At 32.6% G+C, this 20547-nt stretch carries 20 protein-coding genes; 3 read left to right on the forward strand and 17 right to left on the reverse strand.

The window, feature by feature from the left end; genetic code table 11:
* Positions 1–703: 703 nt before the first annotated feature.
* The 5 genes from HSX10_RS17925 to HSX10_RS17945 all read right to left on the reverse strand — a co-directional run bounded on the left by HSX10_RS17925 (position 704) and on the right by HSX10_RS17945 (position 7037).
* Entirely contained in the window at positions 704–4270 is a 3567-nt protein-coding gene (locus HSX10_RS17925; RefSeq protein ID WP_173589631.1) for a T9SS type A sorting domain-containing protein, read from the reverse strand.
* A gap of 210 nt (positions 4271–4480) precedes the next feature.
* Positions 4481–4657: a hypothetical protein gene (locus HSX10_RS17930; protein ID WP_173589632.1), complete on the reverse strand. Its 177-nt coding sequence runs from the start codon at positions 4655–4657 to the stop codon at positions 4481–4483.
* Positions 4658–4943: 286 nt separating this feature from the next.
* On the reverse strand, positions 4944–5666 hold the full coding sequence (locus HSX10_RS17935) for a transglutaminase domain-containing protein (protein ID WP_217363318.1): 723 nt from the start codon (positions 5664–5666) through the stop codon (positions 4944–4946).
* A 486-nt stretch (positions 5667–6152) separates the two neighbouring features.
* Positions 6153–6503, reverse strand: coding sequence for a bleomycin resistance protein (locus HSX10_RS17940; protein ID WP_173589634.1), 351 nt, complete (start codon positions 6501–6503; stop codon positions 6153–6155).
* Between the two features lie 57 nt (positions 6504–6560).
* The gene (locus HSX10_RS17945) at positions 6561–7037 is read right to left on the reverse strand and encodes a hypothetical protein (RefSeq protein ID WP_173589635.1); all 477 of its coding nucleotides are present in this window, start codon (positions 7035–7037) and stop codon (positions 6561–6563) included.
* A gap of 425 nt (positions 7038–7462) precedes the next feature.
* Here HSX10_RS17945 and HSX10_RS17950 point away from each other — a divergent pair, with 425 nt between their 5' ends.
* From HSX10_RS17950 to HSX10_RS17960, 3 genes are all read left to right on the forward strand, one after another.
* Positions 7463–7939 carry an Hsp20/alpha crystallin family protein gene (locus HSX10_RS17950; RefSeq protein WP_173589636.1) on the forward strand — a complete coding sequence of 159 codons (477 nt, stop codon included), beginning with the start codon at positions 7463–7465 and terminating at the stop codon, positions 7937–7939.
* Positions 7940–8035: 96 nt separating this feature from the next.
* The gene (locus HSX10_RS17955; RefSeq protein ID WP_173589637.1) at positions 8036–8296 is read left to right on the forward strand and encodes a YodC family protein; all 261 of its coding nucleotides are present in this window, start codon (positions 8036–8038) and stop codon (positions 8294–8296) included.
* Between the two features lie 11 nt (positions 8297–8307).
* Entirely contained in the window at positions 8308–8802 is a 495-nt protein-coding gene (locus tag HSX10_RS17960; RefSeq protein ID WP_173589638.1) for a hypothetical protein, read from the forward strand.
* 175 nt (positions 8803–8977) lie between these two features.
* Here HSX10_RS17960 and HSX10_RS17965 read toward each other — a convergent pair whose 3' ends face one another.
* From HSX10_RS17965 to HSX10_RS18015, 12 genes are all read right to left on the reverse strand, one after another.
* A complete protein-coding gene (locus HSX10_RS17965; protein WP_173589639.1) occupies positions 8978–10711 on the reverse strand; it encodes an AIPR family protein in 1734 nt (577 codons plus the stop codon).
* Between the two features lie 222 nt (positions 10712–10933).
* A complete protein-coding gene (locus HSX10_RS17970) occupies positions 10934–11317 on the reverse strand; it encodes a hypothetical protein (protein ID WP_173589640.1) in 384 nt (127 codons plus the stop codon).
* 22 nt (positions 11318–11339) lie between these two features.
* Positions 11340–11468: a hypothetical protein gene (locus HSX10_RS18845; RefSeq protein ID WP_302476794.1), complete on the reverse strand. Its 129-nt coding sequence runs from the start codon at positions 11466–11468 to the stop codon at positions 11340–11342.
* Positions 11469–11652: 184 nt separating this feature from the next.
* On the reverse strand, positions 11653–12300 hold the full coding sequence (locus HSX10_RS17975) for a hypothetical protein (protein WP_173589641.1): 648 nt from the start codon (positions 12298–12300) through the stop codon (positions 11653–11655).
* Between the two features lie 497 nt (positions 12301–12797).
* Positions 12798–13706, reverse strand: coding sequence for a helix-turn-helix domain-containing protein (locus tag HSX10_RS17980; RefSeq protein ID WP_173589648.1), 909 nt, complete (start codon positions 13704–13706; stop codon positions 12798–12800).
* Positions 13693–14052, reverse strand: coding sequence for a DUF4345 family protein (locus HSX10_RS17985; protein ID WP_173589642.1), 360 nt, complete (start codon positions 14050–14052; stop codon positions 13693–13695). The genes HSX10_RS17980 and HSX10_RS17985 overlap by 14 nt, the downstream gene beginning before the upstream one ends.
* A complete protein-coding gene (locus HSX10_RS17990) occupies positions 14052–14966 on the reverse strand; it encodes an alpha/beta hydrolase (RefSeq protein ID WP_173589643.1) in 915 nt (304 codons plus the stop codon). The genes HSX10_RS17985 and HSX10_RS17990 overlap by 1 nt, the downstream gene beginning before the upstream one ends.
* A 311-nt stretch (positions 14967–15277) precedes the next feature.
* A complete protein-coding gene (locus tag HSX10_RS17995) occupies positions 15278–15667 on the reverse strand; it encodes a RidA family protein (protein WP_173589649.1) in 390 nt (129 codons plus the stop codon).
* A gap of 164 nt (positions 15668–15831) precedes the next feature.
* On the reverse strand, positions 15832–16395 hold the full coding sequence (locus tag HSX10_RS18000) for a Crp/Fnr family transcriptional regulator (protein ID WP_173589644.1): 564 nt from the start codon (positions 16393–16395) through the stop codon (positions 15832–15834).
* Positions 16396–16607: 212 nt separating this feature from the next.
* A complete protein-coding gene (locus tag HSX10_RS18005; protein WP_173589645.1) occupies positions 16608–17255 on the reverse strand; it encodes a DUF2459 domain-containing protein in 648 nt (215 codons plus the stop codon).
* 183 nt (positions 17256–17438) lie between these two features.
* Positions 17439–19133, reverse strand: coding sequence for a glycoside hydrolase family 2 TIM barrel-domain containing protein (locus HSX10_RS18010; protein ID WP_173589646.1), 1695 nt, complete (start codon positions 19131–19133; stop codon positions 17439–17441).
* Between the two features lie 271 nt (positions 19134–19404).
* Complete coding sequence (locus HSX10_RS18015; protein WP_173589647.1) at positions 19405–20415, reverse strand: transglutaminase domain-containing protein; 1011 nt, start codon at positions 20413–20415, stop codon at positions 19405–19407.
* Positions 20416–20547 lie beyond the last annotated feature (132 nt).

Genomic DNA, 20547 nt, shown 5'->3' on the forward strand with positions numbered 1-20547 from the left:
ATGATAATAATTACAGAAGTACTTTAGCAATAAATTAATAAGTTTTTACTTGTTTTTTACCACAGTACTTTGTTAGCCACTGTTTTTATTTGTTTTTCGTTTTCCTCAAGAATAATATAAGTCCAATTGTCGAAAAGACGATATTCGAAAATCTAATCCTAAATTCTACATTCGGTATATCGCTTCTTCCTTGTGAAATATTAATAAGATAATCATTATAACCTTTTTCAACTCCGATTATTCCAATCGTCAATATAATTAACATAGGAATTAATTGATATAAAAAACGAATTTTGATATTCCCGTTTTTTAAATACCTGTTATAGAGAAATATTAAAAGCCCAACAGATAAAAATCCGAATATTAAATAAGCTAAAATCAAATGTGAGACTTTATCTATTTCAAATTCCACATCTATCCAAGAAAAAAGACGAGTAAACAAATCGATGAATTTGGAAAATATCAAATAGCACAGTATTCCAACAATGGTAGTTAATATAGTTTTAGATTGTTCCATTAGGATTTTCAATTCTGAGTTTGTTTGTCATATTGTGGCTAACGGTTTTGTGTATGGTTAGTTGCGTGGTTCAGCAACTAATTTAGTAAACTTTTACGAACCCGTGAATATTCCGCAGGAATATTCGCAAGTCGGCTAGAACCAAGCAATTAATTATACACGGTGTTGCCAATAGTGTTTTATCATCTATTGTCTAATAATTTTTTTTCTTTCGTATGATTGATTATTAAATTGTAATTCAATTATATAAATTCCAGATTTGAAGCCTGACAAATTTATAGAGTCTGTATTTGTACTTGAATACAAAAGCTGTCCTAAGTTGTTAAATAGCTTAACTTTCTCAATTGAATTATTTGAATTTATCCATAAAAGATTTTTGGTTGGGTTTGGAAATAATGTTACTGTTTTAATACCATAGTCGTTAATACTTAAAGTTTCTACAATTTCCGTAGCAGCTGTATTGGTCGTTATTGGTGGGTTGAAGTCAAAGAAAATATCCGCTGTATTGTAAAAGATATCACCTATCGTAACATTATCCAATGGCTTGATTTTATAGGCAATATAACCATGCGAATTTATTTCATCACTTGTACTGTCTGGTAAATTGATAGCATCAAAAATAAAGCTTACATCGCTGCCATTTACGATTTCCACACGACCATTATGGCTTAGATTTTCCAGTTGCATGGTGGTCCAATCGAGTTTGGCATCCAATACGTTTTCCACACGAACATTGATGGCACTTGCAGTTCCTGTATTTTGAAAACGAATAAGGTAATGCAGGTATTTATCAGTATCTTCAATCAATATCTGTTCGTCTTCTAGGCAAGTAATATCATTTGGATCGTAAGAACCTATTACTGTTTGCTCTAGTGTAAATATATTGTCGTTGTCGGTCTCATCACCAGTAACTGGGTTTACCGTAGCAGTCGTTGCCAAAATGTCGTCTATGTTAGTGGTTGGTGGTTCATAAACATTAAAAATTAAAAAAATTGTCCGCGATTCGAATAGCTCCAGATTGGTGTAATTAAAAGTTAGTGTATTCGCTGTTTGCGAATTTACAGTTTGCGTTGCATACAGAAAATTTAATTTAGAATCATTAAACTGAAATGTCACGTTTCCACTTAATTCCGTAGTACCTTGATTGGTATAGGTCAATTCATATATGGTATCAAAACCTGGCCTTGGATCTTCTAATATTGGGTATACGCTGATACTTAAATCATTAAATGTGCCATTAGGTGTTATGCAGAAATCCACATTATCTGTATTTCCGAGACCTGAAAAATCAGAAATTTGAGAATTTGGTGAAATATTAAAATATGGCAACTGTTCTACATTGATAAGCTCAGTCGTAAAACTTCCTTCACTTGGGAATAACTGAAACACTCCGTTTGGTAATGTGAAAGTAGAGAATAGGTCTGAACCATTTGTAGTGGATACCAACATATGCTCTAAAGGTGTATCAAGAGAATCACAACCATCATCTTCTGTATCATAAGAGACACTACCATTAATTTGATTGGCAGGTAAACCGATATTTTTATACCAAGCGATTTTATCGTCAAGAAAAGCAGATGCTACCACATCCATTTGTCCATCTAGATCAACATCCAATAAATGAATCTCAGTTAAAAATCCAATGTCTTCAGCTATAAGTTGTTTGCTACCAAAATTGCCTAAGCCATCAATATTTTCATAATAAAAGATGTCGTCATATGCTGTATTCGATGATCCAGCCAATATATCGATATCATTATCGTTATCAACATCTACTCCATAAGCAATTGAGGTTGCCAATTCCATCGTTGAAGATACTGCATTGGGTGGTCCGAAATTTGCTTGACCATCCAAATTTTCGAACCATGATACTTTTACACTCCCATACCTATTGGTTACAATCAGGTCTAAATCGCTATCGCCATCGATATCTGCTGCGGAAACTGATTCTGCACCATCTACAGCTGTTGAAATAATCTGCTGACTACCAAATGTCCCTTGCCCATCTAAGTTTTCATACCAATCTATGGTATCGTTATCTTGAGATGAGGACAGTACATCCAAATCGCCATCACCATCCAAATCCCCCAAACTAACAGACGATTGGTTACTATCATCTGCATCCCAAGCAATTTCCTGCAGCGCACCAAAAGTACCTTGGCCATCTAAATTCTCATACCATACAATACGAGATACATAATCTGATGTAGCAACCAAAACATCAGCATCTGTATCACCATCTAAATCTGCTGCTGTGATATAAAAGGCACTATCCAAATTCACGTCAATGGTATATTCTATATCAAAATCACCTTGACCATTCATGTTTTTATGTAATAACACCTTACCATCAATACTAGAGACAGAAAGGACATCAGCATCACCATCATAATCAATATCGATGACAAAAACAGATTGTGGTGCATTACCAGCCATTGAAATGATTTGTTGATAATCAAAATTCCCCTCACCATCACTATTTTGGAACCATGATACCTTATCATCAACTGTCGAAGTAGCTACAATATCCACAATGCCATCACCATTAACATCAGCTGGATAGATTGAGGATGCGCCATGCGCACTATATGAAACCATGCGCTCCAAGCTAAAATCGCCCAAGCCATCTAGGTTTTTGTACCAAACGACCTTATCGTCATCTGAAATAGATGAGGAAAGCACATCGTTATTTCCGTCGCCATCAATATCAAAAGACACTACAGCTTGTGCTCCTATCGTATTGTTGGTAATGACTTGTTCAGCACCAAAATTGGCTAAGCCATCCGTATTTTCATACCAAGCAATTCTATTATTACCATTAGAAGCCGAAAGCACATCTATGTCGCCATCACCATCAAGGTCTGAAGCATAAACGCCTCTGGCACTATCAACATTTGAAGCAATAAGCTGTTGCGTGCCAAAATTTCCAAGACCATCTGCATTTTCATACCAAGCAATTCTATTACCGGAAGCCGATAACACATCCATATCACCATCTGAATCTAGATCTATTGCAAAAACCTCTCTAGCATCAGTTACGGTATCTGAGATTATTGTTTCTGCACCAAAAGCTCCTAGGCCATCAATGTTTTCGTACCAAGCTATAGTATCATCGGTGTTTGATGCTGAAAGTATATCCATATCACCATCACCATCGATGTCTATAGAAAATACTGAATATGCACCATCGGCATTGGTAGTGACGATTATTTCGGAACCAAAATTACCTTCACCATCCAAATTTTCGTACCATGCAATTTTATCATCATTTCTGGAAGCAGACATAACATCCATATCACCATCGCCATCGACATCGCTCACATAAACCGATCTCGCATTATCTGCATTTGTGGTGATTATAATTTCTGAACTAAATTGTCCTTCACCATCCAAGTTTTTATACCAAGCAATCTTATCATCATTATAAGATGCAGACAGAATGTCCATATCACCATCGCCATCTAAATCTGCACTAAACACAGAAATCGCGCCATTGGCAATACTTGAAATCACTTGTAACCTACCAAACCTGCCTAAACCATCTAAATTTTCATACCAGGCAACTTTATCATCACCACTAGATGCCGATATAACATCCAAATCACCATCACCATCCAAGTCTGTTGCATGGATACCTGTGGGATTATCAGGAAAATACGTATTATCAATTATAACGTTTTCCTCAAATATAATTTGCCCAAAGCCAAATTGTAAATAAAAAATAAAAAAAGTTATTAAATAATGCTGTTTCATAATAATTTTAAGCTTTGTTGAAGTGATATAGTTCATAATATTTTTAAAATCTTAACAATTATTTTTTTGATATACTTTTTAGCTCGATTCAATCGACATCTAGTTTTTTGAAAAACCTTTGTTAAGTTCGAGCATTGTTGGCAATTCGTTATAAAACAGATTTTATAGCCCATATCTCGCAAATTAAACAGGATATAAGCTGAACTATGTCTAATGTATGTTTGCGTTAATTAATTCTATTTGAAATTTAGTAGCCTCAAAAGCTATTTGTATGCCTTTGAGATTTACATGTGCTTTATTTAATGTCTCATGTGCAGTATAATCTAAGGCTGCTTTCGTTTCAAGTTTTCTTGACACCTCCATTAGTTGAGATGGAGTAAATTTCATATTTAGAATGCCTTTTTTCATATGTATGCTAACGTTGTTATGTATGTTTAGCTACGAGATTTAAGGAACTAAGTTAGCAAATAAATCACAGATAGACCCGAGCGCAGCGAACTGGCGAAGCAATATTCCAAAGGAATGTGCGTAAGTAGGCTTAAAACAAGCCATAAATTATACACATTGTTGTGCAGCTTATTATTTTTGCGAAATCTATAAAATCTATCTTGACTTCTATTATCGTTTGTTCTATTGTTTCCCTCTAATCGTTACGTTACTTTTCCCATTTAGATTAAAGGTGCTGTTCAACTTTAACAAGATACTCTATTGGATTCACCAAAGCGCCAAATTGATTAAAAATAGCAACATCGGCAGCATCGCGACCAAAACCAAGAATAACATAACCTCCTGGAGAGCCTACTTGAGTGGCATCAAACGTGTACCACCGGTTACCAATATAAGCCTCAAACCAAGCGTGCATATCCATTGGTTCTAAGTTGTGTAAATAACCAACAACAATACGCGCTGGGATGCTTAAACTACGGCAAAGCGCAATACCTAAATGGGCCAAATCTCTACATACACCAAACTGTCTATCATTAACTTGAATGGCTGATAAGGGTTGATTATTACTGCCAGGCAGATACTCAATGTTTTGGCGTAACCAATTTGTAATTGCTGACACTTGGTTGTAGCCCATTAATTGGCCTTCGGTTATCGTTGCACTCATTTCATTAAAACGATCTGACTCACAGTATCTGCTTGGTAATAGATAACTTAGCACGGCATCTGGTAAATTCTGGATTTCAATAAATGGCGCACCAAAGCCTTGATCTATAAAATTAGAGGTTATAACCTCTGAAGACGTAGAAATTGAGAATATTCCAGGTTGGGCAATTAAGCGTTGACACAGATTGCCATAATTGTCCGTGAATTCGAAAACCGGTGTACTTGGTGTGATTTTATAGTCCTCTCTTTCTACCCATTGTTGGCTACCACTGCGTGGCCTTAACATGAGAATAAATGGGGTAGGCTCAAAAATCTCAAACTTTAGGTGGCAGCTTGTATGTAAACGCATATTTCAATTTTTTAAGACTCTAATTATATCCTAACGACTAGCTTAATTCTAAATAAGTTGGCTCGTCATCTGTTCACACAAATTTCGGTTATTTTATATTAGTAACACCTATAAATTGAAACTCTTAGTCATTATTTTTCAATTGATTAGGTGTCGTTTTTCGTTGTCTCGTCATTTTTAAATTTACCAACAAGACAAACGTTTAACTATTGTTGTTTGTTAGATGCTATTTTACTACGTTTTTGTGTAGTGGGTTTACTTCGTTTGTTGGCTGGGCTAGGGGGTTGTGTGTTAGAGCAACTCATTTAGTAAAGAAAAACAATCTTTAAAAAAAATCGAAGGTATTTTCCAAGAAAGTAACGACCAAAGCCATTAATTATACACGGTTTTGGCGGTTTGTTGTTTTTCTTCTCCTTTCAATTATTAAATGCTTTGCCCAAAAGTTAGCAGATTATTATCAGGGTCGAGCAAGGCAAATTCTTTTTGTCCCCAAGGTCTTGTTCCTAAATGTCCGTTTGGGTGAATTTCGATTTTATTTTCAATCATGGACTTATACAAACCTTCAATATTGTTGGTTCGTATATATACTTGTCCATAATTTTCTTTTGGGTCGAGGTCTTTAAATTCAAAAAAATGAATTTCTATTTTATCCTTTTGAACAATTAAATATCCTTCATAGTCAGCGACTTCTTGAAAACCTAATTGATTTATGTAATAATATCTTGTGGCAGATTTATTACGCATTGGTAGTTTTGGGTTTATTTCTGTAAGCATATATTGAATATTTACTTCGTAAGTAGGGAAGAACCTAACAATTAATTATATATGGTGTTAGGTGCAGTACCATTTAATTAGATTATTTTGTTCTTCATTAAACCACTCATTTCCATTTTTATAAATCGTTAACGAGGCGTGAATTGGTTCGTAGTCTGAAAAGTTAAACTGTTCGAAAATAATTTTCATTTCTTCCAAGTATTTAGATTTTAAATTTTCCAACTTATCAATCTCAGAAAAGTATTCATTCCAATAGTTCAAAAGAAAAGCCGACCAATCATAAATTAAGTTGTTTTTACTACTATTTTTTGCTTGCTCCATAACCAATTTACCCAATTGATATGGATTCATTTTTTTGTATTCAAAATTGCTGGTCAGTTCCGTTTTTTCAAAACTTCCAGCATCAAATTCATATTCTTCTGGAATATTTTCTAAATTCCATACAATATGTCTTTTGTTTTCATGGTGAAGTTCTGAATCTCTTATAAAATCAATACTATTTGTTAAAAGAGCATCTATTTCCCACATTCCCATATTTCTATTATTTAGTTTGTTTTTATCGCACCTAACGGTCTCGGCAATGAAAAGTTGCGTGTACATACGTACAAATTTTTCGGGTTAGCACAGACCCTAAATATATAAAAAGCCAATGAATTAAGCACTTTACAGCAATTTTTTATATACGTTTTAGTGTGTCGTGCTTTTTCCCAAGCTTTGATTCGGTAGATTTTATTTTCATATTTTATTTCCGTTTTTTAGTACATGTCCAAATGTAAATATGTCATTTTATTATGTATAAATATGACAATTATTCAGAATTATGACAAATTTTTATAGACTATTAGACAAATTTCGGGGCAAAAGTCCTTTTTTTCATTTTGGTATTTTATTTGTTTAAATAGAAATGAAGTCGTAGAGATTTCAATTTTGAAATAATGTTTAATTTAAATTTTTTAATTATGAGCAATTTAGCAACTGTTCCTAAAAATGGAAGTTTAGCGAACAGCAATTCAAATCAAAACTTCCCAACTTTATCAAATTGGTTAGATGACATTTTTAATAGAGACCTACCATCTGTATTTACTTCAAATTTCAATACTGGTATTACTTTACCAAAAGTAAATATAAAGGAAACTGCCGACGCTTTTATTGTAGAAATGGCTGTTCCGGGTTTAAAAAAATCAGATTTCCAACTTGACCTTGATAATCAAATATTATCGATTTCTACAGAAACAAAGGAAGAAAAAGAACACAAGGAAGAAAACTACACTCGTAGAGAGTTTGGTTACTCCTCGTTTAAAAGAACCTTTAATTTACCAGAAAGTGTAAACGATGAAAAGATTAATGCAAATTATGAAAATGGTATTTTAAGTATTCTTTTACCGAAAAAAGAAGAGGCAAAACAAAAGCCTACCAGAAGCATTAAGATTTCATAATTGTTTCACTAAATTTTAGAGTAATATACTAAGAAGGATGCTGATTTTTTCAGCATCCTTTTAATACTAAGTTTAATTCTTTAAAATTATAATGTTATGCCAAGAAAGTTTAAATCTGGGGAATGGGTAACAGTTAAAGGAAAACTTACTTCTCCAAAAATGCAAGTTATTAAATATGTTCCCCAAAAAAAATCAATATTTGGTTTGGTTGATAATGACACTTATTTGGAATGTGTTTGGTATAAAAATGGTGAACGAGATTCAAAAGTGTTCCACCAAAACAATTTGATTAAAATGATAGAAACTGGTAGATTATTCAAAACATTTAAAACAAACCCGAAATTAAGTTTGACTTAAAATATAAAGTCATGAAAAAGTATATTATATTATTTATGGTTGGCTTATTAAGTGTTAGTTGTAAAGGACAAGACAATGAAACTAAAAAAGTTGAAAAAGAAGATCATAAAACTGACATAGTTGAAGCGCCTAAAGGCTCTTGGAAAGTTGATAAAGAATTTGATGAAAACGGAAACTTAATTAGATATGACAGTATTTATTCTTGGTCTTCTAACGATAAGTTTGATAATCTCTCATTTTCTGATAAAGATAGTTTGATGCAATCTTTTAAATCAGGATTTTTCTCAAACTATTCAGAATTTGAAGATCAAGGATTTTCAGCTATTTTTTCTCAAGACTCGCTTTTCAGCAAACATTTCTTTAATGATGATTTTTTTGGAAGTAATTTTGGAAAGGACTTTATGGACATTGATAAATTAAGGCAACAAATGATTGGGAGACAGAGGGAATTTTTAGAAAAATATCAGTCCGAATTCATTAAACCTGAAGATGAAGACGAAAACTAAATTGTTTTCGTCTTTTTTTTCTTTTAGGGCGGTTTTTACTCGCTTTACGTGTTTGTGTATGGTTAGTTGCGTGGTTTGGCAACTAAGTTAGCAAACATTTACGAATCCGTGAAAATTCCGCAGGAATTTTCGCAAGTAGGCTAGAACAAAGCAAATTAATTATACACGGTGTTCTCTACAGTTTTTTTACGTATTCTTTAGCTTTTTCTAAAAGTTCCTGATTGTATTTGGCTCGTTTCAAAACATCTTTACTCGGAAAAGGTAAAAGGTCAATTATCTTATAACAATGTTTGAAAATTTCTTCGTAATCTCTATTCTTAGAGTTTAGTTTCTTTATAATTGTATCACAATAGCTGTTTGCTTTTTTTGAATTAGGTTTAATTTCTTCAAATTTTTTATGTGCTACAATTTTAAATAATTCTAAAATGTGCCATCTCAGTAGTACGTATTTATGAGAATTATGCTTCTTAATATTTACTAAATTGTTAAACCTATATAAAGTAAGAGCTGATGTATAGTAAAGGGCTTCTTGGTCGTTTTCTTTAAATAAATTATCCTTTTGTATTTTGAAAATCTGTGATACATATCTGGCAGAGTTAAAAGGTTGATTTAGAAACATTGCATTATACGCACGACAAATAAGTTTTATGTCAAAAATTCTTGATTGCTGGTAGTCTTTATTTTTATATTCATTCTCTCTTCTTTCAAAGTATAAATGATAATCTCTAGTTAAATCAGAATTCTTAATTTCAAAATACTTTTGAACTAATTTCGTCTTTTCTTTTAATGAATAAAAAGCTTCATTCGAAATACTCGTTTGACTATTTGTTGCAGAAATTATATCTGTAATATTATGCTCATTAGAAGATTCTATACACTTAACTACGACATTCGTATTATCATCTAAATGTGCATAATTCTCGAATAAAGTATTACTTGTTTGACATCCATTAATAATTTGATAATTTATTAAATCAATTTCTTTTGAGTTTGGTGTCAAAGTTAATTCTGGTGTCACTATTGTTATTCCATTATTTAAAACAGAGAATAATTTTCTTTTGTCTTGATTAAATAGTGTTTCACTAATTTTTTTATTGACAGGTGTTGAACCTAAAAAAGCTCTTATATTTTCCTCGAAAACTTCATTTTTAATATTTCCACTTTCGTCTCTTAATACTTTATCTACAAATTCTTTTGCATTTACTAAAGCTACGTATGATTGAGGTATATTTGGCATTGGTGGCATACCAAAAAATTCTATCAATTTTAATTTTGCTTCATTAGTTTCAGTAATAGAATTCCATAATTTGGTTAATTCACTTCTTCCAATTGGGACAACTACTACATTACTAAATAGTTCTGTTATTTCAATCTCGCGTTCAATTATTTCAAATGAAGCTTTTATTTCTCTTTCGTTATTATAAGTACCACTAGTACAGTAATAAACCTCGACTGAAGGTAATTTGTTTTTAACCTTTTTTAAATTATTCAATACAACATTAAAGACCTCAATCATTTCTTTATTAAGTTCTCCATTTGGCAATTTTGGGTCAAGAGAAAGAAAGTCTTTAATTCCTAAGTTAAAGTTTGCAATATCTTCCTTTGCAAACTTTTCTCCGCTTTTTACTTGTGTAATTATTAATTTGACTTCAAGATTTGTTTTATGAGTATCAAATGATTGTTCTGCATCTTCTTTAGTAGTTATTAGTTCTCCATCTATGACAAAACAAAGTCCATCAATTGAAGCATCATCTTCCTCGGTAGTAACAATATCAGGATTAAATCTCCCTAGGTAAGATTTAGAGACAATACAAAAATTACAAAATAACTCGAATAGTTTTGATTCAGATTCATCAAAGTCAAACTCTTTCTGTATTTCCTCAATATTCTTCTTTAATATTATATGCATATTGTTTTTTTTAAATTGTAGAGAACGTCTCTGTATATGGCTCGTAGCGTGCAAATTATGAAATTACTTTCGGATTAAGCACGAGCCAGATTTTTAAATTTTACTATTTATCTTTTTATTGGAAATCGTCAAATTTAAAAATTTGGCGACTTTCCAAATATGCCTTAACTTCGTTTAAGCAACTGATTAGCTATGAGCTATATACGTTGTTAGCCACAGGTTTTATCCGGTATATTCATTCACATCATCTTCAGGTATCCACTCTTTCATTTCAGGCAAAACTCTTTTTTGCATAAAGTCAAAAAAATCCGAATGTTCAGATTCGATAATATCCCAACCTTTCAAATTTGTTCCGAACGATGGATGAAAGACAATTACATTTTCAGTTACTTTTCCGTCCACAATTTCAAATCCAACAAAAGTGTCCATATCTTGTCTGCGTCCAAAAGTCAGAACTTCTCGATTTTGTTCGCACTCAATTTTAAATCTCTCGTTGATTGATGAATTCGGATTAATTTCCGTTTCAAAATTCCAAGGAATGAATTGAGTTAAATTCAGTTTAGCAAACCAATTAAAGCTATTCGGTATTTCGTGGTTCATTGTCAATCTTAACTTTTAAACTCCTAAATTATTTTTTCGGGCGTTTTGGTGGTTTTAAAGATGGTGTGTTTCCGGGCGTATCTTTGTTATCTCGCGCTCGTCTATCTGGTTTTCCGGTAGATTTCGCAATTCTCTTTGGTCCTGGTTTCAATCCCATATTTTTCGTTTTTAATTAATGTTTGTCGTAAAGCTATAATTTTTTTTCAACTTGTGGCTAACGGTTTTGTGTATGGTTAGTTGCGTGTTTAAGCAACTAATTTAGTAAACAAAAACGAACGCGAGAAAATTCCGAAGGAATTTTCCAAATAAGCACTTGCTAAAGCAATTAATTATACACGGTGTTACCACACGTTTTTTTCTTTTTGTACTGGTTCAAATGGCTTACAAGCACTTTCCATTGCTTTATATTCCAATTCCTCCATTGTTATTTTATTCGGTGAAATCAAGTTTTTAATTCTTGAAATCCAACCATTGTAAATTCCAGCCTTTTTTGAAATTAGAATCATTTCTTTTTTGGTCAGAACTATTTCCGTTCCATTTTGGGAATCAACTTTTATTAATGGAAATTCCGCTTGATTTTCTCCAGTCAAAGTCACTTGTTTTTTCAGAACTTTACTAATTGAAGTCATAAACTCTAAAATCTGATTTAATTCCGATAGAGATTTTATTTCGCTTGGCTTTATATCAAATTCGATTTGCTCTGGACTAAAGAAATATGATTTAATTAAAATTCCATTTAGGTCAATTGTCAGCGATTTAGATTCTAATTCGCCAGTTTCGTCATTCCACATTTTTTGAATAAAGTCAAAGTCAATTTTATTTGAATTTCTTTCTTTGTCGATTCCAAATTCCAACATGTATTCAGAGTTCAGATAATCAATCAGTTTTTTCCAATCAGATTCATTAACATCTTGGACATAAATGTCTCTTAATGCTCCATCGGATTCAAAAATCCATTTTGCTTTATTCCAATTTCTCTCGGTTTTCATCAAATGTGTGGTAACTCGTTATATCATAACTTTCATAAGTGATATCCCATAAATTTAGCAGGATATAACAAAAGTTTACTATCTTAAATAGTAGGAGTAACGAAGTTAATTCTATTTATTGATATAGCTATACGTAGTTATACGTATATCTCTCTAAATCATGTGCTAAGTTAAAACTTTGTATGCTATAAAACTTACGGTAAACCGTAATGCCTAAATTATAACAACCCAACCCTTCTATAACGCAAAACCACCAAGCTTTTACCTAGTGGTTTTTAAATCTCTATTTAGAGAATGCTATAACAGCACTCGCTTTTACTTGTGGAACTCATTTAGCAAATACAAACGGAATAGCAATTTTGCGTCTCGATAGCTATCGGGATTTGTAAGTAGGCTAGAAGTCGCTATTAATTTTATAAGGTGTTGGCGGTATGTGGCTTTCTCTTGTTCGCTATACGCTTTGTTTGGTTGTGTGTCTGCTTGTATAATTGGCGTTGTCAGTTAAATGATTGTCTATACTTTAAAGGCGACATTTCGGTTTTCTTTTTGAAAAGTCGGTTGAACGATTGTGGTTGTTCAAAACCTAATTCATAGGCAATTTCACTTACGGATAAATTTGTTGTTAGAAGTTTTTCTTTTGCTTTTTCAATGAGTTTTTCGTGAATGTGTTGTTGGGTGCTTTGTCCTGTTAGCAAACGCAACATATCGCTTAAATAATTTGCGGAATAATTGAGTTGATTAGCTACATATTCCACTGTTGGTAATCCGCTATTTAAAGTTTCTGTGTTACTAAAATAATCGTTCAAAAGTGCTTCTGTTTTTGAAAGCAAATCATTGTTTACAGCTTTTCGGGTAATGAATTGACGTTCGTAAAAACGATTGCAATAGTTTAATAGCAAATCAATTTGCGACAGCATAATGTCTTGTGTGTGTTTGTCGATATGCTGGTATTCTTTTTCTGTTTTTTGAAATATCTCAACAACATTTTGCGCTTCCTGCTCAGAAAGGTGCAACGCTTCATTTAGTGAATAAGAGAAATAGCCATAATTTTTGATTGTACTTTGCAATGGATGTTTTTTTAAAAAATCAGGATGAAAAATTAATACATATCCTGTTCCAATGGATTCATAAGCATTAGTTGTATCTACTTCAACAGTTTGAACTTGTTTTGGTGCAATAAACGTCATTGTTCCCTTATCAAAGTCATAATAGTGTTGCCCATATTTTACTTTGGATTGGATATTATTCTTCAAAGAAATCGTATAAAAATCAGTAGAAAAATGTTGCCACACATCAGAATTTATAGCGTGTATTTCTGACACCAAAACTACACTTACCAATGGGTGCAAAGGCGGTGGAATGGATAGTAACCGATGAAATTTGGATAAAGAGTTAATTGTCTGCATATCTGTATAAAATTCCAAAAATGATTAAAACAACAATTTCTACGGTTAGCCAAAGTAATTGTTTTGAGAAAAAGCCGTCTAAAACAAACCCGAATAATCGGGCTATGATTATCCCCAAAGTTAGAAAAAACAATAATGCACAAACGGTTAATTTCCAACCACTCCATTGATTGTAAAAAATGAACAGAATACCCAAGCCCATTAGAAATCCCCATTTAACCCGCACTTCAATCATCTGATATGGGTTTTCGGGCAAAGGGATTTTGCTCATTAAGTTTGGTTTGTATGTTAGAACGCAACCTGAAACAAGCAATACGGTCCCAATTATTTTTAGAAATAGGTTCATTATTTCTGTGAAAGATATTCGTGAAAGAATGGGATTAAATTATCCAACGCTTCTGCTGTTGCTTCGGGCTTGTCGTATAAATCATAATGACTTGCACCACTTACGATATGCATTTTTTTCTCTTTGGAAACCGCTTTGTTATATAAATCAAACCCATCTCTGTATGAACCGAATGCACCGACCTTGTCGCCAACGATAACCAATAAGGGTTGAGTCAACAATACGTTGGCAAGATGAAAAGCGTCAAACTTTATTAAGTTCGCCATACTTGTAAAACGTAATTTATTGTTTGCAGATGGGTATTCGCCTCTTGATGTTCTGTAATAATCAATAGCCTCTAACATATCCATATCGTTTATGCTTGCCTGTTTTGCTTCTTTGGCAGAATTGGGTGTCCAATTTGTAATCATCGGCTCTGCTCCGTTAGCCTCTGCTGTTCGTTGCGAAGAAACAGCCTCTAATGTTTCTAAAAAGTTTATTTCTCTAAATGCTCTACCCGTATTAGTGCCTACCACTGTTGCAACCGCTTTTATTCGTTTTTCTGTCATTGCCGCATTGGCTGCATAGCCTCCACCTGCGCAAATACCTAATAAACCTATACGCTTTTCATTTATAAAGTTTAGTGTGGTAAGATAATCTACAGCATAGCGTATATCCTCTACACGGGTAGTTGGGTCTTCTAAATATCTTGGCTCACCACCACTTTCTCCTTGAAATGAAGCATCATAAGCCAAAGCAATAAACCCTTTTTTAGCAAGCTTTTGGGCATATAAACCAGCGGTTTGTTCTTTCACACTACTCCCAGGATGCACACAAACAATAGCGGGATAATTTTGTGATTCGTTAAAATTGTCTGGCAAATGAAGATTGGCTACTGTGTCCCAATTTCTGTTTTTGAATTTTACTTTTTGCATTGTTTTATTTTTTAAGTTTTACAATGCAAAACTCGTCCTTCTTTAAAAAGTAAATGTTTCCAAATCAAGGTTGATTGTAACCGAATCGGGGTTGAAATATGGGGTTGTGTGTTTCGCTTCTTTTGGTTGGGGTTTGCCATTAACGCCAACGGTCTTGTATAAGAATAGAAGTGGATTATAACACGCTTGCTTTCCAGATGACCATATATTAAATTAAACACAATAGTGGATCAAGTTTGCAACCGAACCGCTATTGTGTTTATACATTAATGGGCATTCATTTTTTAACTGTTGAATACCTTAATCAAATACTATTTTACTACTGTAGCTTCTAATTCTACTTTTAAAGTTTCAAAAAGACTTTTTACTTCTAGTACAGTACTTGCTTGTTTTATGTTATGCTCAGTTATCCAATTTTGGAAAACATCAAAGCAAGTAAATAGCTCTTCAAATGAAGTTGTATAAATGTTTAATCTCACAATATTTTCACATTCATATCCAGCTTCCTTTATAACGCTTTCCAAATTTTCTATAGCTTGAATTAATTGGACTTTCATATTGGAAGTGCTTGATTTTCCATCATCATCTATAGCTGTTTGCCCAGAAATATAGAGCGTGCCTTCTGGCTTTGTAACTTCAACTGCTTGTACATAACTTCTTTCATTTTGCCATTCCCATGGGTTAATTATTCTCTTTTCCATTTGTTCTTCTTTTTTATTTTGTGCTAATGTTGACACCGTAGTTCATACTATAATTGCTAATAATTTATTTCTCATAATTGCAATTTTGTTTTTACACTACAAATATTTGAATAATAGCATTAATCGAGTGTGACATACATCACAATTATAAAGAAGCTTAAATATTAAGAGGAAAGTCGACTAAGTGTCTCGCGCGAAACACCTAAATAAGACGCTAAAAGCGTTTTGGGAACTCGTTGAAATAATAAAGGATATTGTTTAAGAAGTTGTTCATACCTTTCTTTAGCATTTGATGTTAAAAAAGATAAAATTCTATTTTGTGAAGCACTATGTCCAGAGTTAGATTTTTCTAGAAAGAATTGTTTCATTTTGGGTAATTCAGCCGATAGTTTTTGATAATTTTTAAAACTTAAGGAATATACTGTAGTGTCTTCAATGCACTGCAAAGACATTTTAGCCTTGGTTTGTGAGAAATAAGCTGAAAAGTCACTTTCCCACCAATCTTCCATTGCAAATGATACAATATGTTGTTTTCCGTTTTTGTCATCGTAAACTAATTTTAAAAGTCCATTAACAACTAAATAACAATTCTTTACATTTTCTCCTTCTTGAATAATAAAATCATTTTTTTTATATTTTTCGAATGAGACATGTGATAGAATAAATGAGAACTCCTCATCTGTAAGCGGTATTAAATTTTCAATATGTTCTTTTAATTTTTCTTTCATTTAAATAACGAATACTAATTTGGATGCCACGAGTCTAAATGATGCCTCATGGTTTGGTGTATGGTTTACTTGGTCTGTGCGCTGCGCTCGGGTGTGGCGTGGTTTAGCAACTAAGTTAGTAAACATTTACGAACCCGTGAATATTCCGCAGGAATTTTTGTAAGTAGGGAAGAACCTAGCCATTAATTATACACGGTGTTAGCAAACGTATTTTATTGATACTTATTCATTAATCCAAAATCGAAAGGTGTCCATAAACAAGACTTTAATCCACTTTCCTTAAATCCGATATTTACCCAACTGTTGCAAGTCTTAAAACAAGAATAACTTCCTTTTGATTTATAAAAATCATCTGTTGAAGTATAGCCTTTATTCTCAAGTCTAATTTTCATTCTGTTTTCGTTTGTCTCAAATGTATTTATCAGATAAGAATTCAACTTTTGTAATTCAGATTCTGTCACTTTTATTTCAATCCAATCCGTACGTTTATTTTGATATCGCGTAACGTGGATTAATGTAGAACTTTTTAAAAACATTGCTGTAATGGCGTTTTTAAACGTTAAATCTCCCCAAGTTGGCGTATTTATATAGAAGTTTTCATCACCCCAACCAAAAGACAAATATTTTTCATTTTCGTTTTGATGTATTCCATTCAATAATAGAGTGTCCATATTTTTTTTTGGAATTACAATATCTAAATGAACTCCGTTTGTTGTTAAGTAAACCACTTTATTAAATTTCTCATCACTTACTTTTCGGTCAACTGTTATTGCAGTTAGAATTAAAGCAACCATACTATAAGCGGTAGGGATGATTAAGAAATATATAAACCATTTTAATGCTTTTTTAAATATTCTCATAGCGTTTGGCTCATATGTTTACTAACGTTTTTGTTTTGCTGGGGCTATTCGCTGCGTTTGGATGTTGTGTGTTTGTGCTACTCATTTAGTAAACAAAAACGAACGCGATAAAATTCTACAGAAATTTTAGCAAGTAGGGAAGAACAAAGCCATTACTTATGCATCTTGTTGTGTGTTAGTTTCCTATCTGCTGATTTCTTTAGCCCAATCTCCTCTGTAAATTATTTTTTGGTCATGAATTTTAAAGGTGAATTTGCCATACCTAACAGCTATTCCGGCAGAGGCATTTACAACCCAACAATTATCTGGAATGGTAAATAAATTTTCAGAAGTAATTATGTTTTTATCGCTTTGATCATTAACAGAAACAGATTGTTGTGGACCGACATCCCATCCAAGATGTGTGTTATAGCTGACTATTAAATCACCAATGAATTTAAAATTTTCATTGGTTTCTATTGTTGTTTTAATGCTTCCCGTTTTTGCGTCGTTTAAATCTTTTTCAGGTGTGACTTCTATTGTTAATTTTGGTAAATCTATAGCTGTTTTAGAAGCCAGGATTATAATAGATTCGTTTTTGATTACATTATTTTCACTATCATAAAACTCGAAAGCAAGTTCCATTGCTTCTATGCCAATTGGGTTAATGGTTAATTGGTCTGCAAAATAACCTTCTTTCGTTATGTTTTTAGAATAGATAACTTCATCACGGTTTTTTACAACGACTTTTTTAATCGTTGCATCATTATAAAGCTCTATAGGTATCGTTGTATTGGTGTGTACTGTTTTGTTTTTAGGACTTATAATAAGCCCTTTCATATAATCTCGCATTGCAAACCAAACTGGACGAGGTGAACCATATTTATCGTTTACATCTTTGTACCCCCAGAAACCAAACCATTCTTCGGGTTGCTCTTTATTATGTATGTTTTTTTCTCCACCTTTCCACCAACCATCTGCATAATAAAATGGGCACATTCCTACAGCTCCAGCATCTATAAGATCTCGGTAATTAGAGACTAGTCCTTCACTTTGTTCTTTTAAGGTTCGTGAGCCAAAACTACCAAAGCCTCCTTTTGGAGAAACGGAATGTCCAAACTCAGTAATTATAAATGGTTTATCTAATCCGTTTAATTCATTTAAACCTTTAATATAATCTCTAAATCCCATTGTTGCTGTTTGGCCTTCATTGTAACCGTAACAATTGTAAGCGTATACATCATACATACTTTCATCCATCCAATCGCTAATCATAGCATTTGCAGAAAGTGTTACAGGTATATTTGGATGACTCTCATGAATCATATCTATCATCATTTTCATCAAGTCTTTAAATGCCTTGGCAGAAACGTTATGAATGTGATCTGTTTGCGGTTCATTGATCACTAGATACGTAATTATGCAATCATAGTTTGGTGCGTATTTCAATATGTTTTCGAGCTGTGTCTTGCAATGCTTTATAAATTTAGGGTCTCCATAATCTTCTTCTGGATTAACTTCTAAACCCATAATTAATTTTAAACCCGATTCTTGTACCAATTTTAATTGTGCTTCAGAAAATTGACTCCAAGTTCTTATGGTATTATAACCTCCTTTTTTAATGTTCTCGAGATCATATTTCATTAAGTCCAAGTGCTCTTTTTTTTCATCTTCATAAGGATGCTGTCCTGGACGTGCACCTATTTCGTAACCGATGGCTTTAATAAAAAACTTTTCTCCATTAAGGTAGTACCAATTGTCTTTGAGTTCAATTGTTGTTGCTGTTGTTTCTGTTATTGCTGTTGTTTTTTCTGTTGTTACTGTTGTTTCCGATTGAGAACATCCGCAAATCAGCAGAGCAAGACTTGCCATGACTATTAATGCTAAATTTTGTTTCATTTACTTCTTCTTTTGATTGCACACAAGGTTAGGTGTAAGATTTACTTTGTTTGTTTGTTTGTTTGCTGCGCTAGGGTGTTACTTGTTTTAAGCACTAAAGTTAGCAAATAAATCACAGATAGAACGTCTGCAGGGACTTTAATAAATAGGCTAGAACTAAGCAATAAATTATACGCGGGGGCGAGGATTTATGCAAGTAGGGAAGAAGCTAGCCATAAATTAATAAGTTTTTACTTGGTTTTTACCACAGTACTTTGTTGCCACCAGTTATTTATATTTTGAAATTAATTACATCTTTGTATTCTTTCGATGAATATGAGTTTTCTGTGTTTTTAAATTCAGCTATTTTAACTTTAAAAAAAGCGGTCTTTGGTATTAGACTTTTTTTAAATCGAAAATATGTATACCCATCTTGAACTATAGGTTTAATAAAAGGTATAGGTTTAAAATTGATATTATCAATACTAAATTGTAACCCAACTGTCCAGTCTTTATTTGGATTATTTTTAAATACAAAATAGTAATAATCTTTATCAGATTTCAATTTTGGTATATCTGAAAAACCTGAAAAAAACCAAATTGGTTTAATAAATTTTGAATTATTAAATTCTTCTAATGACAAAGGTTTTTTAAGTAATTGCCATTCACTATTTTCAGGATAATGAGTAATAATAGAATGTTCGGGTTTAATATCAAAATAAAATTCAGATTGTGATTCCTCATTTGAAGTTCCCCAAGTCGTGTCAACTAACATCCACTTATTATTTATTTTTATGGCGTTCCAAGCGTGTCTATGAACGTCATCAGATGCCAATTCAACATAATGATTTCTTTCGTCACGAATGTGTCCAGATATAACTACTGTTTCAATATCCATCCAGTCTAAAAACCATTGATATAATTTTGCATATCCAGCGCAAACTCCTTTTCTTGTGTTGTATACAACAGACTCTTCTTGACTTTTCCAAAATATTTCATTATCTATAGTTCCATCTACAATTTTCTGATATGTTCCTTTATCATATTCAATATTTGAACCAATCCAATAGTAAAAAAATCTTGCAAGTTGCTCTTTGTCTTTGATATTTTCTTCTGCATAAGTTGTCAAATCCCACATATCAAGATTCAATTCACTCGTTTTTTCAACCAATTCTTTTATTTTTTCTGTTTGAGAGAAAACTGAATTAGCGAAAAACACAATGAAAAATGTAAAGCAGAAAGTTCGTTTCATAATTGGTGGCAACGTTGTTGCGTATGCTTTAGCGATTAAGTTAATAAACATTTACGAACCTGTGAATATTCCGCAGGAATTTTCGCAAGTAGGGAAGAACCTAGCCATTAATTATACACGGCTTAAGTTAGCATTTTAATAAAAACACTAAATTTAAGACCTATAAAAAGAAAGCACAAAAGA

Origin of the sequence: Winogradskyella undariae, from assembly GCF_013285155.1 — a bacterium.
Classification (GTDB): Bacteria; Bacteroidota; Bacteroidia; order Flavobacteriales; family Flavobacteriaceae; genus Winogradskyella; species Winogradskyella undariae.

Bases quoted from the DNA above. Each gene is read 5' to 3' on its own strand.
- HSX10_RS17925 (WP_173589631.1), bottom strand. From the start codon at position 4,270: ATGAAACAGCATTATTTAATAACTTTTTTTATTTTTTATTTACAATTT.
- HSX10_RS17930 (WP_173589632.1), bottom strand. From the start codon at position 4,657: ATGAAATTTACTCCATCTCAACTAATGGAGGTGTCAAGAAAACTTGAA.
- HSX10_RS17935 (WP_217363318.1), bottom strand. From the start codon at position 5,666: ATGTTAAGGCCACGCAGTGGTAGCCAACAATGGGTAGAAAGAGAGGAC.
- HSX10_RS17940 (WP_173589634.1), bottom strand. From the start codon at position 6,503: ATGCTTACAGAAATAAACCCAAAACTACCAATGCGTAATAAATCTGCC.
- HSX10_RS17945 (WP_173589635.1), bottom strand. From the start codon at position 7,037: ATGGGAATGTGGGAAATAGATGCTCTTTTAACAAATAGTATTGATTTT.
- HSX10_RS17950 (WP_173589636.1), top strand. From the start codon at position 7,463: ATGAGCAATTTAGCAACTGTTCCTAAAAATGGAAGTTTAGCGAACAGC.
- HSX10_RS17955 (WP_173589637.1), top strand. From the start codon at position 8,036: ATGCCAAGAAAGTTTAAATCTGGGGAATGGGTAACAGTTAAAGGAAAA.
- HSX10_RS17960 (WP_173589638.1), top strand. From the start codon at position 8,308: ATGAAAAAGTATATTATATTATTTATGGTTGGCTTATTAAGTGTTAGT.
- HSX10_RS17965 (WP_173589639.1), bottom strand. From the start codon at position 10,711: ATGCATATAATATTAAAGAAGAATATTGAGGAAATACAGAAAGAGTTT.
- HSX10_RS18845 (WP_302476794.1), bottom strand. From the start codon at position 11,468: ATGGGATTGAAACCAGGACCAAAGAGAATTGCGAAATCTACCGGAAAA.
- HSX10_RS17975 (WP_173589641.1), bottom strand. From the start codon at position 12,300: ATGAAAACCGAGAGAAATTGGAATAAAGCAAAATGGATTTTTGAATCC.
- HSX10_RS17980 (WP_173589648.1), bottom strand. From the start codon at position 13,706: ATGCAGACAATTAACTCTTTATCCAAATTTCATCGGTTACTATCCATT.
- HSX10_RS17985 (WP_173589642.1), bottom strand. From the start codon at position 14,052: ATGAACCTATTTCTAAAAATAATTGGGACCGTATTGCTTGTTTCAGGT.
- HSX10_RS17990 (WP_173589643.1), bottom strand. From the start codon at position 14,966: ATGCAAAAAGTAAAATTCAAAAACAGAAATTGGGACACAGTAGCCAAT.
- HSX10_RS17995 (WP_173589649.1), bottom strand. From the start codon at position 15,667: ATGGAAAAGAGAATAATTAACCCATGGGAATGGCAAAATGAAAGAAGT.
- HSX10_RS18000 (WP_173589644.1), bottom strand. From the start codon at position 16,395: ATGAAAGAAAAATTAAAAGAACATATTGAAAATTTAATACCGCTTACA.
- HSX10_RS18005 (WP_173589645.1), bottom strand. From the start codon at position 17,255: ATGAGAATATTTAAAAAAGCATTAAAATGGTTTATATATTTCTTAATC.
- HSX10_RS18010 (WP_173589646.1), bottom strand. From the start codon at position 19,133: ATGAAACAAAATTTAGCATTAATAGTCATGGCAAGTCTTGCTCTGCTG.
- HSX10_RS18015 (WP_173589647.1), bottom strand. From the start codon at position 20,415: ATGTTTATTAACTTAATCGCTAAAGCATACGCAACAACGTTGCCACCA.